Consider the following 16,353-nt stretch of genomic DNA (forward strand, 5'->3'; position numbering starts at 1 on the left):
AATCAACGTTGACTGAGCTACCGCAATCGCTGGCAAGCCAGCTCCCACAAGGGCACTTCGGTGTTTGTCAGATCCCGGCCAGCGCCAGATCCATCGCAAAGTAGGTGAAGATCAGATCCGCACCCGCTCGCTTGATGGCGCCGAGGCTTTCACGCACCACGCGGTCCTCGTCAATCGCCCCGGCCTGCGCGCCGAACTTGATCATCGCGTACTCGCCGCTGACCTGATACGCCGCCAGCGGCAGGTTCGAGGCCTGACGGATGTCGCGGATGATGTCCAGGTACGCACCGGCCGGTTTGACCATCAGTGCATCGGCGCCTTCCTGCTCGTCGAGCAGCGATTCGCGCAGGGCTTCGCGGCGGTTCATCGGGTTCATCTGGTAACTTTTGCGATCGCCCTTCAGCGCGCTGCCACCGGCCTCGCGGAACGGGCCGTAGAGGGCCGAGGCGAATTTGGTCGAATAGGCCATGATCGGGATCTGCGTGAAGCCGGCCGCGTCGAGGGCCTGACGAATCGCCCGCACCTGACCGTCCATCGCCGCCGACGGCGCGATCACGTCAGCACCGGCGCGCGCGGCCGCCACCGCTTGTTTGCCGAGGTTGATCAAGGTCTGGTCGTTGTCCACTTCATGGTTGTGCAGCACGCCGCAGTGGCCGTGATCGGTGTATTCGCAGAAGCAGGTGTCGGACATCACGATCATGTCCGGCACCGCGTCCTTGGCAATGCGCGACATGCGCGAGACCAGGCCGTCTTCGCGCCAGGTGTCGCTGCCGTTGCTGTCCAGATGGTGGGATACACCGAAGGTCATCACCGACTTGATCCCGGCACGGGCATAGCGCTCGATCTCGCTGGCCAGTTTGCGCTCGGGAATGCGCATCACCCCCGGCATACTCTTGATCGGCACGAAATCGTCGATGTCTTCTTCGACGAAAATCGGCAGTACCAGATCGTTCAGGCTGAATTCGGTTTCCTGGAACAGACTGCGCAGGCTCGCATTGCGGCGCAGACGGCGGGGACGTGCTTCGGGGAACTGACTGGACATGGGGCCTTTCCTGAAATCGGAAGATGAGACGAAAGTCGTAGGGGGCGAAGCTTATGCCTTGCGGCGGGCGGGGTACAAACCTGGATCAATCAAGAGTGCATTACCGGGGGCGTAATAATCCGTCAGCTTCACCCTGAAACCCTGTGGGAGCTGGCTTGCCAGCTCCCACAGGGTCGTGTGTCGATTACGACGGAATGGTCAGGCCTCGAATCACCGCCGGCCGGGCCAGGAAGCGCTCGAGCACGCGGGTGACGTTCGGGAAGTTCTGGATGCCGACCAGATCCCCGGCCTCATAGAACCCGATCAAGTTGCGCACCCACGGGAACGTTGCGATGTCGGCAATGGTGTAGCGCTCGCCCATGATCCAGTCGCGGCCTTCCAGCCGACCGTCGAGCACCTTGAGCAGGCGTGTGCTTTCGTCGACGTAGCGATCCCGGGGACGCTTGTCCTCGTAGTCCTTGCCGGCGAATTTGTTGAAGAAACCGAGCTGGCCGAACATCGGGCCGATGCCGCCCATCTGGAACATCAGCCACTGAATGGTTTCGTAACGCAGTGCGCCTTCCTGAGCCAGTAACTGGCCACTTTTGTCGGCCAGGTAAATCAGGATCGCCCCGGATTCAAACAACGGCAGCGGCTGGTCGCCGGGACCGTGAGGGTCGAGGATCGCCGGAATCTTGTTGTTCGGGTTCAACGACAGGAACTCGGCGGACAACTGGTCCTGGGTGTCAAAGCCGACGCGGTGCGGTTCGTACGGCAGGCCGATCTCTTCGAGCATGATCGAGACTTTGACGCCGTTGGGCGTTGGCAGGGAATAGAGCTGAATCCAGTCAGGGTACTGCGCGGGCCATTTCCGGGTGATCGGGAACGCGGACAGATCGGTCATGGGAAGCATCCAGTCACAATTTAAAGCCTGATCATAATGTAGGCGCGGCCACGGACTGCGATGTTTTTGAGCGCGCTGTTGCAAAACAAAATCAAAAATTCGCCGCCGCCAGCCGCTTCTGCACGAACCGTAACATCCCTCGTCTACGGTGCATGAACCAAACCGGCCTCAGGGACTCTGAGCTATGCCATTCGCAAAGGAAGCACGACACGACAGGGAAAACACCCGGAGCTGGGAGCCCGCGGTGGAACGGTTTGTCAGCCTCAACCGACATTGCTGAAGAATCCTTTATCCAATGACGAACCTCATGAGATTCGCCAAACGCTTCAACCATCGCGCGTACATGGCCCTGCCCTCCCTGCTGGCGGTCAGTGCGCTGTTCCTGTCGCTGGAATCGAGCCAGATTCGCGCGCAACCGGTGGACGGCACCCAGACGCTGGTGTTTCTGCGCCACGCGGAGAAGCCCGATGGCGGGCTCGGCCAGCTTAATTGCCAGGGCCTGAACCGTGCGATCGAGCTGTCGACGCTGCTGCCGGAAAAGTTCGGCAAGGCCGATTACGTGTTCGCCGCCGACCCGACGCGCAATGTCGAGGAAGGCGAGCTGGACAACTCCTACAGCTACATTCGGCCTCTGATGACCATCAGCCCCGCCGCCATCAAACTCGGCCTGCCGGTGAACATTGAGTTTTCGGCCAACGACACCAGCGACCTGGCCCGCGAACTGCTGGAGGACAAGTACCACAACTCGACGATCTACACCGCGTGGTCCCACGGCTATCTGCCAGAGCTGATCAACAAGGTCGCCGGGAAAGCGCTGGGCGAGAAACAGAACATCACCGACGACTGGGCGGCCAACGATTTCGACTCGCTGTATGTGCTGACCCTGACCTGGCACAACGGCAAGGCCAGTCTGCAGAGCCACAGCTACAAGCAGGGGCTGGATCATGGCAAGCAAACCTGTCCTACCTGAATCTTGCTGATTCATGCGGGCCTCATCGCTGGCAAGCCGGCTCCCACAGGGTTGCAGGACGTACACAAATTTCATGTACATCCGCGATACCTGTGGGAGCTGGCTTGCCAGCGATGCGGCCGGCAAAAACGCTATGAATCTTTCTGATTCAAGCGCTCGCGAAGATACTCAAGCACCGCCCCGCGCTCCCCGGCAAACTCGATCCGCCCGCCCTTCTTCTCGCGCTGAAATACATACATCGGGTCGTAATACTCACGCAGCAAGCCTTCGATCCAGCCGCGATGCAAATCCACCGCCCCGCTACGCCCCTGCTCGGCCAGCGCGTCTTCCATCAGCATCAACATCCGCCGATGCCGCTCGCCACCCAGGCGCTTCTGCACATTGTTGAGGCTTTCGAGCAGCCGCTCGGAAAACAGCAAAAAACCGTCCTCGCCATGCACCGTGGCAAACTCCGCGGACAGGTCCACCACGTAATCGCGCAGGATCCGCTCTACGCGATGTTCAAAACGGTCCTCGAGCCAGACCATCGGGTACTGCTGCATGCCCTGATACAGCGGCAGCGGCAAGGCGCAACTGCCAACCACCCGGCTCTCGTCCTCGAGCACGAACTGCTCGATCCCGGCGTCGCGTTTCTTGAGGATGTCGATGGCCAGACGGTTCTCGAAATCAATGTTCGACGGCTGCCCGGTGGCCCGTTTGCCAAAGCTTGAACCGCGATGGTTGGCGTGCCCCTCAAGGTCCAGACCATTGCGCAGTTGCACCAGCACTTCGGTCTTGCCGGTGCCGGTCATGCCGCCGAGCAAAACGAAATCACATTGGTCGATGGCCTGCTCCAGGGTGTCGATCAGAAAGGTGCGCATCGCCTTGTAGCCACCGCCGACACGCGGATAGTCGATGCCGGCCTCGTCGTGCAGCCACTGTTGGGTGATCTGCGAACGCAAACCGCCTCGAAAACAATAGATAAGACCATCGGGGTGGGCCCGGGCAAAATCGGCCCAGGCTTGAATACGCTCGGCCTTGACCGCGCCGGACACCAGTTGATGGCCCAGTTCGATAGCAGCCTGCTGCCCATGCTGCTTGTAACAGGTGCCGATCTTCTGCCGCTCGATGTCATTCATCAGCGGCAGATTGATCACGCCGGGGAACGCGCCCTTGTGAAACTCGACTGGCGCGCGGGCGTCCATCAGCGGCCGGTCGTTGAGGAAAATGTCACGGTAGTCGGTGCAATCGCGGTGCATCAAATCACCTCGACTGCGTTCGTCTGTCGCTCAACCAGTTCGCCGATTGGCTCAAGGTTCAGGCCCAGTTCGGCGGCGACGGCGAGGAACTCGTTATTGCCCTCAGGCGTGACGGCAATCAACAGACCGCCGCTGGTTTGCGGGTCGCACAACAGCCGTTTGTGCAATTCCTGCACGCGGCCGACCTTGCTTGAATAACTGTCGAAGTTGCGCAACGTACCGCCGGGGACGCAGCCCTGATCGAGGTAATACTCAACGCTGTCCAGACGCGGCACGCGGTCGTAGGCGATGCGTGCGGTAAGCTGGCTACCGTCGGCCATTTCCACCAGGTGGCCGAGCAGGCCGAAACCGGTGACATCGGTCATCGCCGTCACGCCGGCGAGTTTGCCGAAGCGGCTGCCGGGTTTGTTCAGCGTGCACATCCAGTCGCGGGCCACGCCAACATCGCCAGGACGCAACTTGCCCTTTTTCTCGGCGGTGGTAAGGATGCCGATGCCCAGGGGTTTGGTCAGGTACAGCAGGCAACCGGCGGTGGCGGTGTCGTTGCGTTTCATATGACGCTTTTCCACCAGACCGGTGACGGCGAGGCCGAAGATCGGCTCCGGCGCATCAATCGAATGCCCGCCCGCCAGTGGAATGCCCGCTGCGTCGCACACCGCACGGCCGCCACGAATCACTTCACGCGCCACTTCCGGGGCCAGCACATTGACCGGCCAGCCGAGGATCGCAATCGCCATCAACGGATCACCGCCCATCGCGTAGATGTCGCTGATTGCATTGGTCGCCGCGATGCGGCCGAAATCGAACGGGTCGTCGACGATCGGCATGAAGAAATCCGTGGTCGATACCACACCGCGCTCGGCATCAATCTCGTACACGGCCGCATCATCGCGCGAGGCATTGCCCACCCACAGTTTCGGATCGAGGTTCTGCGCCCCGCTGCCGGCCAGAATCACCTCCAGCACCTGCGGGGAAATCTTGCAGCCGCAACCGGCGCCGTGGCTGTATTGGGTCAGACGAATCGGCTCGCTCATCAGGGGAGTCTCTGGCAATGGATGGGGCGGATTCTAGCAGAGCGCGGGCGGGCAGATTTTTGCGCTGGATGACAGGACCTCATCGCAAGCTCGCTCGCGACAGCTATCGAACGCTCCCCGCCGACTCAAGGCCGGACGCAAACAACCTTGCCATTGTGCCCAGCAAAAAAAAACCGCCCTCGCGGGCGGCTGAAGGTGCTTCGACCCTAAACCTGAATCAAAAGCTTTGACTGAAGCTGATGTTGAAGGCGCTGTCGTTGTTGTCGCTCGACACCTGGCCCGAGTAGCCGATACCCAGCTTGCCGGTCGGGGTGACCTGGAAGTCGATGCCGGCTTCGAGCAAGGCGCTGTCCTTGGCGATCGGCACGCCCTGGGTACTGAACGAGGCGCCGCCGTCGATGAAGCTCAGGTCGGCGTCAGGCTTGGTGTCGCCGTACGCATGGCGCCAGCCGATGGCTGCGCGGGGCGTCAACTGGCTGCCGTTGGCCAGGGTCATACGCTTGCCGACGCGCACCCCGAGGGTCGAGTAGGTGATGTCCTGATCGGCGTCGGCCTTCAGGCGCCCCACTCCGCCTTTTTCCTTGGCGGTATCGCTGTCGTAGTTGACGTAGGCCAGCCCGGCGAACGGCTCGATGGCCACTCCCGCCGCGCTGATCGCGTACCCCACTTCACCGAACACCTGCGCGCTGCGCGCGTCGTAATCTGCCTTCAGGCGGTCGTTGTAGCTGCCGACGCTGACATCGCGTTTGCTCTCGATGCTGTGCCAGCTGTATGCCGCGCCGAGGCGCACGGCCAAGGCATCGAACTGCGAGTTCAGATAGCCGGCCAGGTGGTAGCTGTCGACCTTGGCATCGGAGTTGCGATCATGCGCGTTGAGGTTGCTGCGGGTGTAGCCGGCGGCCATCCCGGCACGCCAGGTGTCGTCCAGCGCCTTGTCGGTGCCGAGCATGAAACCGCCAAGGTTGCGATCGACTTTCGCCGTGTTGCTGTCGCCGCCCATGTCCCCCCAGGCACCGATGGCCCGGATCCAGCCGACCATTTCCCCGTGACAGCCGTTGCTGCTCAGCTGGGTGTCGCTCGGTGCCAGCGTCCGGCGTGGATCGTCCGAGGCGCTGCACGACGGCTGGCGCATGCGGTCATTGACCGCCTCACGGATGAAGCGCGAATCCTCGAGCATGGCGCTGGCCGTGCTGGCGTGGATTTCCCCGGACAGACTGTCGAATGCGTTACGCGCACCGGCCACGCTGAGGTTGACGATCTGATTCTGCAGGGCCGCCCCCGCCGGGCCGTTATGGGTGAGTGCCGTGGCGGTGGCGCGCTGGTTACCCGTGGCGGCGACGTCGGCGAACGAGTTGCCGTTGCGGCTGACGGCCAGGGTGACCGAGTCGGCACCATAGATCAGCGAGCTGTCGAGGAACGCATACTGCGGCAGATCGGCTGAACTGAAGGTGCCGGTCACGCCGCCACCTGCGGTGATCAGTGAGTATCTGGTGTTACCGGTGAACGGCGCGAGGCTGTTGACCACCAGCCCGCCACCGAGGGTGGCCGTGCCCCCCACCGCCAGCGGCGTGGCGGTCGGCGAACTGACCGTCAACGCCAAGACACCATCCGCCGCGTTGCTCAGGTTACCGGCCACACTCAAGGTGCCGTCGGCGCCACCGGAAGCCACTACACCGTGGTTGACCACCGAGCCAACGCTGCCGTTGCCGCTCAAGCCCGCACCGTTGGCGACAGTGACCTGCCCGCCCAGCGAGGCCCGGGCCGCACGGTTGTCGACTTGCAGCACGCCCTGATCGACCGCAACCGTGCCAGTGAACGGTTGATCACCGGTCAACAACAAGGTACCGGCGCCACGTTTGGCCAGCGCTCCGGCGCCCTTGATGGCGCCATTGAACCGGCCATTGGTGTTCTGCAGGAACACCAGTGAGGCGTTGTTAGTGATGTTGCCTTGCAGGCTGGTGGTGTTACCGACCAGCGTACCGCCACTGACCGTGGTACCACCGCTGTAGGTGTTGGCAGCGCTCAGCAGCAATGTGCCGGCGTCGAGTTTTTCGATGCCGCCGGTGCCGATCAGCGGCACGTCGATTTCGGCACTGCCGCCGGCATTTACCCGGATCGGCGCTGGCGTGCCACCGGGGCCGTTGACCGGAGTCAGTGTATCGCCGGCATCCAGAACCAGGCTGTAGCCACCGACGAGGAACTGCAGGCCGGTGAAGTTCTGATTGCCCTGCACCGTGACCGTGCCGCCCTGCCCGCCGAATACGGCGAACTGACCGTTGGCAGCCAACGCTTGCGTGCCGCTCGGATCGGTCCAGTTGGTCGCCGGGCCCCACACGCCACTGCCGCCGCCGATGCTGCCGTCAGGGTTGGTGGTGCCGCCGTTCCAGAACTGCACTTCACCCGGCGTGCCCTGCACCAGCAGGTTGACCTGATTGGCAATCGCCGTTTGCAGGGTCAGGTTGGCCGCCGACACCGGCAGGCTGCCGTAGATCAGGCCGTTGTCGGTCAGGCTGCCGCCGTAGCTGAAGAGTTGGTAGACCCCGGTGCCGAAACCGCCGGCGTTGCTGATGTTCAGCGTGCCGTCGAGGGTCAGGTTGCCGGCGACGTTGACCACGGTGGTCGAACTGCTGGCCGAGCCAAGGCTGAAGTCCAGATTGCTGCCCGAGGACAACGCCAGCGCGCCGACCGACAACGGCGTGGCGGTACCACCACCGGTCAGCGTTGCGCCGCTGGCCAGTTGCACGTTACCGCCCAGTTGCCCGCTGCCGCCGACTTTCGCGCCGCTGGCGACGTTGACGTTGGCGCTGTTGAGCACACCGTTGACGATCAGGTTGCCGGCCTGCACCGAGGTGTCGCCGGTGAAGGTGTTGTTGCCGCTGAGCAGCAACTGGCCAGTGCCGGTTTTGTTCAGCGTACCGCTGCCGGTGAGGTTGCCGGTGTAGCTGCCGTCGGCGTTCTGCGCGAAGGTCAGCGCCGCGTTGTTGACGATCGCGCCTTGCAGGCTGCTGGTGTCGCCAGTGGTGCTGCCGCCGTTCAGCGTGGTGCCGCCGCTGTAGGTGTTGGCACCGCTGAGCAGCAAGTCGCCGCTGCCGTTTTTCACCAGGCTGCCGGTGCCGGTGATGGCGCCGAGCAGCGTGGTGTTCTGGTTGCCGGCCAGGGTCAGTTGCGCACCGAGGTTGACCGCGTTGGCCAGTTGCAGCGCCGAGGTGCTGTCGAGGGTGCCGTTGCCGGTCACGCTCAGGGCGCCGCTGCTGATTGCGCTGTTGTTGCCCAGCACCAGCGTGCCGCCAGCCAGTTGCGTGCCGCCGCTGTAGGTGTTGCTGCCGTTGATGGTCAGGCTCGACGCACCGGACTTGATCAGGCTGCCGGCACCGCTGACGACACCGTCGAGGGTCAAGGCGTTGCTGCCGGCGACGGTCAGACCGCCATTGAGCAGCACGTTGTTGGCGAGGCTGATCGCCGCATTGCTGTCCAGTGCGGTGCCGTCCGCTGCGGTCAGCACACCCGTGCCGAGCGCGGCGTTGTTGCCGACAACGATCTTGCCGCCATTCAGCGCAGTACCGCCGGTGTACCCGTTGGCGGCGTTGAGCACCAGCGTGCCGCTGTCGTATTTGCCGAGGGTGCCGGTGCCGTTGAGCGCCACGCCGAGGGTTGCGGTGGCGTTCGGATCGACGCGCACCGAAGCATTGCCCATCGAGCCGTTGACCAGGTTCAGCGAACCCGCCGTGCCGTTCTGCAAGCTGTAGCCGTCGGTGACGAACTGCATGCCGGTGATGGTTTGCGCGCCGTTGACCGTCACCGTGCCCGCCGTGCCCTGGAATACCGCGAAGTTATTGGTCCAGGCCTGATTGGTGGTGCCGTTGACGTCGGTCCAGTTGGTGGTGCCGGAACCCCAGGTGCCGCTGCCGCCCTCCACCGAGCCGTTGGCCACCAGTTGGTTGCCGTCCCAGAACTGCACGGTGACGCCCGGCGCAGTGACCAGCAGGTTGATCTGGTTGGCCAGCGCGGTCTGCAAAGTCAGGTCACCGGGGGTGACGCTGCCCGGCACCGTGCCGATCAGCAGGCCGTTGTCGGTCAGGCCACCGGTGTAGTTGATCAGGCGATACACGCCGCTGCCAAAACCGCCGATGTCGCTGACGTTGAGGGTGCCGTCCAGGGTCAGGTTGCCGCCGACGTTGACCAGCGCAGTGCCGCCACCGACGACCGGAGCGCCGAGGCCGACGTCGAAGTTCGAGTTGCCGTTGAACACCAGCGAATCCACCGACAAGGTGCTGCCGGTCGCGCCCGCCAGATGCCCGCCATCGGCTACCGTCACCGCACCGGTCAAGGTGCCGCTGCCGCCGAGGGTGCCACCGTTGTTGACCAGCACGTTGCTGCTGGCCAGTGAACCGTTGACCTGCAAGGTGCCGGCGTTGACGTTGGTGTCGCCGGTCAGGTCGCTGATGCCGCTGAGGGTCAGCGTGCCAGTGCCAAGCTTGCTCAGCCCGCCGTCGCCGCTGAGGACACCGGCGAAGGTGCTGCTGACGTTGTTGCCGCCAAGGCTCAAGGTGTTGCCGGTGCCGACCAGCGCCGTGCCGCTGCCGGTGAGGCTGGCGAGACTGCCCGAAGCGCCGAGGTTGAGCGCCGCGCCGCCAGCCAGATTGACCGTGGCGTTGTTGCCCAGGGCATTGGCGCTGAGGGTGGTAAGGCTGCCGGACAGCGCATCGAAAATGCCGCTGAAGGTGTTGTTGCCGGACAGGGTCACGTCGGCCAGACCGTTCTTGGTCAGGGTGCCCGCCCCGGCAATCACGCCGCCGAGGGTCAGGTTGTTGTTGCCGGCCAGGCTCAGGTTGGCATTGAGGTTGACGTTGTTCGCCAGCACCAGCGGCGCGCTGCTGTCGAGGCTCGAGGCGCCGGCCACGGTCAGTGCGCCGCTGCCGAGCGCAGCACCTGTGCCGAGGGTCAGCGTACCGGCGTTCAGCGTGGTGCCACCGGTGTAAGTGTTGATGCCGTTGAGCGTCAGGTTCGACGCGCCGTTCTTGATCAGCCCGCCCGCACCGCTGACCACGCCAGCGAGGCTCAAGTTGTTGCTGCCGGTGTTGCTCAGGTTGGCGTTGAGCACCACGTTGTTGCCCAGACTCACGGCGCTACTGCTGTCGAGCGCCGAGGCGCCCGCCACGCTCAGGTTGCCCAGCCCCAGCGCCGAGTTGCTGCCGGCAGTCAGGGTACCGGCGTTCAGCGCGATGCCGCCAAGGAAGTTGTTATTGCCACTCAGGGTCAGGTTGGCCGCACCGTTCTTGGTCAGGCTGCCGGCGCCGTTGACCGTACCCGCCAGCGTCAGGTCCGCCGTGCCGCCGATGCCCAGGTTGCCGGCGAGGTTGACCGCGTTGTTCAGCGAAACCGCAGTGCTCGCATCGACACTGGTGCCCGCTGCGGCGTTCAGCGTGCCAGAGCCCAGTGCCGAGTTCGACGCCAGAATCAACCCGCCGGCGTTCAACGCTACCGGGCCGAGAAAGGCGTTGTTGCCGCCGAGGGTCAGGTTGGCCGCGCCGTTTTTGATCAATCCGCCAGTGCCGCCAATCACCCCGTTGAGGGCCAGTGCATTGCTGCCGACCACGGTCAGATTGCCATTGAGCGTCGCGGCATTGCCGAGGGTCACGGCGGTGTTGCTGTCCAGTTGGGTGCCGGCGTTGGCGGTCAGCGTACCGCTGCCCAGCGCGGTGTTGCTGCCGACGATGATCTTGCCGCCGTCCAGTTGCGTGCCACCGCTGTAAGTGTTGGCGCCAGTGAGTACCAGGGTGCCGGCATCGAGTTTATTGAGGATGCCGCTGCCATCAATATTGACGCCGACAGTGGCGGTCACGCCCGGATCGACGCGCACCGCCGTAGTCCCGCCGGTGCCGTTGACGGCGGTCAGCTGCCCTGCCGCACCGTTGACCAGGCTGTAGCCATCCGTGATGAACTGCAGGCCGGTGAACGATTGCGTGCCATTCACCGTCACCGTACCGGCGGTGCCCTGGAATACCGCGAAGTCACTGGCCCACGGTTGGTTGACCAGCCCGTTGGCATCGGTCCAGTTGGTGCCGACCGCGTTCCAGGTGCCGCTGCCACCGTCGACCAGGCCGTTGGCGATGGTCTGGCTGCCGTCCCAGTAACGGATGTTGCTGTTGGGTGCCGACACCTGAATGTTGATCTGATTGGCCACCCCGGTTTGCACCACCAGATCGCCCAGCGCATAACCGACCGGCACGCTGGCCACGTCCAGACCGAGGTTGCTCAGGCTGCCGGTGTAGTTGAACAGGCGATACACGCCGACGCCGAACCCACCGGCATCGGTGACGTTGAGATTGCCGTCGAGGGTCAGGTTGCCACCGATGTTCATCAGCGAGGCGGTCGACGGTGTACCCAGCGCCACATCGACGTTGCTGCCGGCACCGAGGGTCAGCGCACTCGCCGACAAGGTGTTGCCCGACGACAGCGCCAGATGCCCGCCGTTGTTGATGTTCACCGCGCCGAGCGCCGAGCCGGTACCGGTCAGGGTGCCGCTGGTATTGACGTTGAGTTGCGCGCTGGCCAGCGAACCGCTGAGGTTCACGGTGCCGCCATTGATCGCGGTGTTGCCGGTGACGCCGTTGATTCCAGTGAGATTCAACGTGCCGGTGCCGATTTTGGTCAGGCCACCGCTGCCGCTGAGATCACCATCAAACGTGCTGGTGAGGTTGCCGCCACCGACGGTCAAGGTGTTGCTGCCGGTCAGTTGCACACTGCCGCTGCCGGTCAGCGCACCGAGGCTGGCATCGCTGCCCAGATTCAGGCTGGCGCCGGCGCTGATGTTCACCCCGGAGGTATTGCCCAGTGCCCCGCTGTTGAGGGTGGTGACGCTGCCGGAGACGATATTCAGTGCACCGCTGAAGGTGTTGCTGCCGGCCAGCGTCAGGTCGGACAGACCGTTTTTGGTCAGGCTGCCGGCGCCGTCGATGATGCCGTTGAGGGCCAGGTCGTTGTTGCCTGCCACGGTTAGTCCGGCATTCAGGGTGATCGCGTTGCCGATGCCGAACGAGGCGCTGTTGTCGAGGGTCGCCGCACCGCCGACGGTCAAGCCGCCGCTGCCCAGACCGTTGGCATTGCCCAGGGTCAGGGTGCCGGCGTTGAGCGTGGTGCCGCCGCTGAAGGTGTTGTTGCCGTTGAGTGTCAGGTTGGCCGCGCCGTTCTTGATCAATGGGCCGGTGCCGCTGGTGATGCCACCGAGGGTCAGATTCTGCGTACCGCCTACGGTCAGCGCGGCATTCAGGGCGACGTTGTTGTTGAGGCTGACCAGCGGCGAATTGCTGTCCAGCGTCGCCGCGCCAGCCACGGTCAGGGCCCCGGAACCCAACGCCGAACTGTTGCCGACAGTCACGGTACCGGCATTCAGCGTGGTGCCGCCGAGGTAGTTGTTGGCCGCGTTGAGAATCAGGTTGGCCGTGCCGTTTTTCACCAGACTGCCAGCGCCGCTGACCAGACCGGTCAGGGTCAGGTCGGCCGTGCCGCCGACGTTCAGCGCGCCGGCCAGGCTCACCGCGTTGTTCAGGCTGACCGCCGTGTTGGCGTCCAGCGTGGTGTTGGCCGCCGCGTTCAACGAACCGGCGCCCAGCGCGCCGTTGGCGCCGACAATCAGTGTGCCGGCATTCAGCGCGGTGTTGCCAAAATAGGTGTTGGCGCCGTTGAGGGTCAGGTCGGCCGCGCCGTTCTTGATCAGGCCACCGATGCCCGCGACCACACCGCCGAGGGTCAGCGCATTGCTGCCGCCGACGGTCAGGGTGCCGCCGAGGTTGACGTTGTTGGTCAGCGTCGCCGCCGTGCCGGCATCCAGCGTGGTGCCGTTCGAGGCGTTCAGTGCGCCCGTCCCCAGCGCAGTGCTGGAACCGACGATCAGCGAACCGGCGGTCAGCGCCGTGGTGCCGGTGTAGGTGTTGTTGCCGTTGAGGGTCAGGCTCGACGCGCCGTTCTTGATCAGACCATTGCTGCCGCTGATGACCCCGCCGAGGGTCAGCGCGTTGGCGCCACCAGCGGTGAGGTTGGCGTTGAGGGTGATCGCATTGTTCAACGTCACCGCCGAACTGCTGTTGAGGGTGCCCGCCCCGGCCACGGTCAGTGCGCCGGTACCGAGTGCCGCGCCGTCGCCGACGGTCAGGCTGCCGGCGTTCAGCGTGGTGCCGCCGCTGAACGTGTTGGCGCCGCTGAGGGTCAGGTTGGCCGTGCCATTTTTGATCAACTGACCGGCACCGTTGACCAAACCGGACAGGGTCAGGCCACTGCTGCCACCGATGGTCAGGGCACTGCTGTTGAGGTTGATGGTGTTGTTCAGGTTGACGGCGGTGTTGCTGTCCAGCGTTGCCGTATCGGTGACCGACAAGACGCCAGTGCCCAGCGCCGCAGCGTTGCCTGCGGTGAGGGTGCCGGCCGCCAGCGTGGTGCCGCCGGTAAAGGTGTTGGCACCGCTGAGCACCAGGTTGGTGAACCCGCGTTTGGTCAGTCCGCCACCGCCGCTGACGACGCCGCTGAGGGTCAGATTGGCGCTGCCGCCGATGTCCAGATTGCCGCCGAGGCTGATCGCGTTGGTCAGCGCCACGGCGGTGCTGGTATCGAGGGTGGTGCCCGCCGCAGTGGTCAATGCGCCGGTGCCCAGCGCGGTGTTGGAGCCGACAATCAGCGTGCCGGCATTCAGCGCAGTGCCGCCGACGAAGGTGTTGTTGCCGCTGAGGGTCAGGCTCGCGGTGCCGTTCTTGATCAGGTTGCCGGCGCCACTGACGATGCCGCTCAGGCCCAATGCCTGCGTGCCGCCGATGGTCAAATCCGCCGCCAGCGCGACGGCATTGGCCAGGGTCACCGCCGTGGTGGCATCCAGCGTAGTGCCTGCGGCCGCGTTCAACGCGCCAGTGCCCAGCGCAGTGTTGCTGCCGACGAACAGGCTGCCGGCGTTGAGGAGCGTGTTGCCGGCGTTGGTGTTGTTGCCGCTCAGAGTCAGGCTGGCGCTGCCGGATTTGGTGATGCCGCCAGTGCCGCTCAACACGCCGCCGAGGGTCAGGGCGTTGCTGCCGAGCACGTTGAGTGCGCCGGTCATCGCGATGTTGTTGGCCAGGGTGACGTTGGCGGTGCTGTCCAGGTTTGTGCCGGCGGCGGTGTTCAGCGCGCCACTGCCCAGCGCGTCGTTGTTGGTCACCAGCAGGCTGCCGGCGCTCAGGGTGGTAGTGCCGGTGTAACCGCTGTTGGCGCCGCTGAGGGTCAGGCTGCCAGTGCCGGTCTTGGTCAGGCCGCTGCTGCCGGTGATCAAGCCGCCGAGCGTCAATGCGCCGGTGCCGCCGGCAGTCAATGTGCCGCCGAGGCTGATGGCGTTGTTCAGATTGATCGTGCCGGGCGCGCTCAAGGTTGTCGCGCCGGTGACGTTGAGGGTGCCGGTACTCAACGCCAGGTTGTTGCCCAACTGCACGGTGCCGCCGTTGAGCGTGGTGTTGCCCAGGTAGGTGTTGGCGGCGCTGAGGCTCAGTTGCCCGGAACCGACTTTGGTCAGACCGCCGCTGCCGGAGATCACGCCGCTCAAGGTGGTGGCGTTGGTGCCTTGCACGGTCACGCCCCCGGCGCCGAGGGAGATCAGGTTGCTGACGTTCAAGCCGGCATTGCTGGCCTGCAGGATCCCGCCATTGGAGGTGAGGACACCGCTGCCGAACGTGGCGTTGTTGTTGAACTGGGCGACACCGCCATTGAGTGTGGTCGCGCCGCTGACCAGTGGCCCCTGCAAGGTCCAGGTGCCGCTGTTGATGGTCAGGTTGTTGAAGTTGACGTAGTTGGCGCTCGACGCCGTGCCGACGCCGGTTGTGCCGCCGCCGACGCCGATCGGGTTCTGCAGGATCAGACTGTTGGTGCCGCCCGCGCCACCATCGACGGTCCCGGTCGGGGCGAAAGTCAGGTTGATGCCGATCAGTCCGCCGAGGCCGACGCTGATTTGCACGCCGTCACCGACACTGACCGACGAGCCGGTGATCGCCGTGAAGGTGTTGGTACTGCTCGCGCCCATCGACACGCCGCCGGTGATGGCGCCGGCGTTGGTGAAGGTGTTGCCCGCCGCCGAGGTCTCGAAGGCGATCCGGCCGTTGATGGTGCCGGTGCTGCTGTTGGTCATGTTGACCTGCGAACCGCCATACACGCCGACCACCGGGGTGTCGGCCAGGGTGATGCCGCCGATCGAGAGCCCGGTCGAGGTGATGGTGCCGTTGTTGGTGATGGTAGTGGTGCCGGCTGAGGCGTTGTTCACCGCGATGCCCAGGCCGTCGATGCTGGTCAGGTTAAGCCCGAGCAACATGCCGGTGCCGCGGATGATCCCGCTGGCGTTGTTGAGCACGCTGACCGTGCTGGTTGCGCCTGAGCCGATGAAGGCACCGCCGCTCAACACCGAGACCAGCCCCAGCAGCGCCGGGTCGATCGTGCCGGAGTTGTTCAGAGTGATGTTGACCCCGGTCAGGTCCATCACATGGCCGCCGAGGGTCGCGTTCATTTGCGCGCTGGAGTTGACGTTGACCGTCAGGCCGCTGGTGGCGCTGGAAAAGTTGTTGAGAAATAGCGGCAGAGTCGGCACACCGCTACAAGTCACGGTGGAACCGGCCGTGGAGCAGGTGGCCAATGCAGGTGCGCTGACACCGCCAAATAACAACCCGGCAACGCTCAGGTGCACAGCAAGAGAAAGAGGGGAAAAACGCGAAACGAGGGCGACACCGAACCTTGCTTCCACGGGCAACTACTCCTTGTCGTGGCCAATTTCTTCCTTGAAAGCGTGCAAAGCCGCGCTTATTCCACACGCGAATCAAGACTGCGACGGTCATCACAAAACCGCTGATTGGGGACAACGCTAGTAGACGCCCCGCGATGGAGCACGGATTAAATGGTGTTAATACTTTAATACTAGGGCCTTCTAAACCGCGGGTTTCGGCCAGCAGACACTAGCTCTGATCGCCCAACGAACCCTGCAGGAGTGAGCCTGCTCGCGATGGCGTCGTGTCAGATCACTCGATTTTGTCTGATACGCCGCCATCGCGAGCAGGCCCAAGCCTACAAGGGGAACGCGGTGTGGCCGGGAGACTTGGTACGCCTTGTGCAAACGTTTGCGACCTGCCTGTAACGGCTTTTTCGTAACAAAACCATACAGGCCCGCAGAACCCGGGCCTCGATCCGCA

At 64.2% G+C, this 16,353-nt stretch carries 6 protein-coding genes; 1 reads left to right on the forward strand and 5 read right to left on the reverse strand.

What is annotated here, in order from left to right:
- Positions 1-67 precede the first annotated feature (67 nt).
- A complete protein-coding gene (gene hemB / locus ACXX9E_RS23795) occupies positions 68-1,042 on the reverse strand; it encodes a porphobilinogen synthase (RefSeq protein ID WP_222832496.1) in 975 nt (324 codons plus the stop codon).
- A gap of 184 nt (positions 1,043-1,226) precedes the next feature.
- Positions 1,227-1,925, reverse strand: a complete 699-nt coding sequence (locus tag ACXX9E_RS23800; RefSeq protein WP_123462235.1) for a glutathione binding-like protein — start codon at positions 1,923-1,925, stop codon at positions 1,227-1,229.
- A 295-nt stretch (positions 1,926-2,220) separates the two neighbouring features.
- Between ACXX9E_RS23800 and ACXX9E_RS23805 the strand changes: the two genes are divergently transcribed.
- Positions 2,221-2,895 carry a histidine phosphatase family protein gene (locus ACXX9E_RS23805; protein WP_123462233.1) on the forward strand — a complete coding sequence of 225 codons (675 nt, stop codon included), beginning with the start codon at positions 2,221-2,223 and terminating at the stop codon, positions 2,893-2,895.
- A gap of 131 nt (positions 2,896-3,026) precedes the next feature.
- Here the strand turns inward: ACXX9E_RS23805 and mnmH are convergent, their stop codons facing one another.
- The 3 genes from mnmH to ACXX9E_RS23820 form a co-directional block, all read right to left on the reverse strand.
- Positions 3,027-4,133, reverse strand: a complete 1,107-nt coding sequence (gene mnmH, locus ACXX9E_RS23810) for a tRNA 2-selenouridine(34) synthase MnmH (RefSeq protein ID WP_186748139.1) — start codon at positions 4,131-4,133, stop codon at positions 3,027-3,029.
- Positions 4,133-5,167, reverse strand: coding sequence for a selenide, water dikinase SelD (selD, locus tag ACXX9E_RS23815; protein WP_123462230.1), 1,035 nt, complete (start codon positions 5,165-5,167; stop codon positions 4,133-4,135). The genes mnmH and selD overlap by 1 nt, the downstream gene beginning before the upstream one ends.
- 217 nt (positions 5,168-5,384) lie before the next feature.
- Entirely contained in the window at positions 5,385-15,911 is a 10,527-nt protein-coding gene (locus tag ACXX9E_RS23820; RefSeq protein WP_458556306.1) for an autotransporter-associated beta strand repeat-containing protein, read from the reverse strand.
- Between the last annotated feature and the right edge of the window lie 442 nt (positions 15,912-16,353).

It is taken from the genome of Pseudomonas sp. GNP014 (assembly GCF_054344005.1).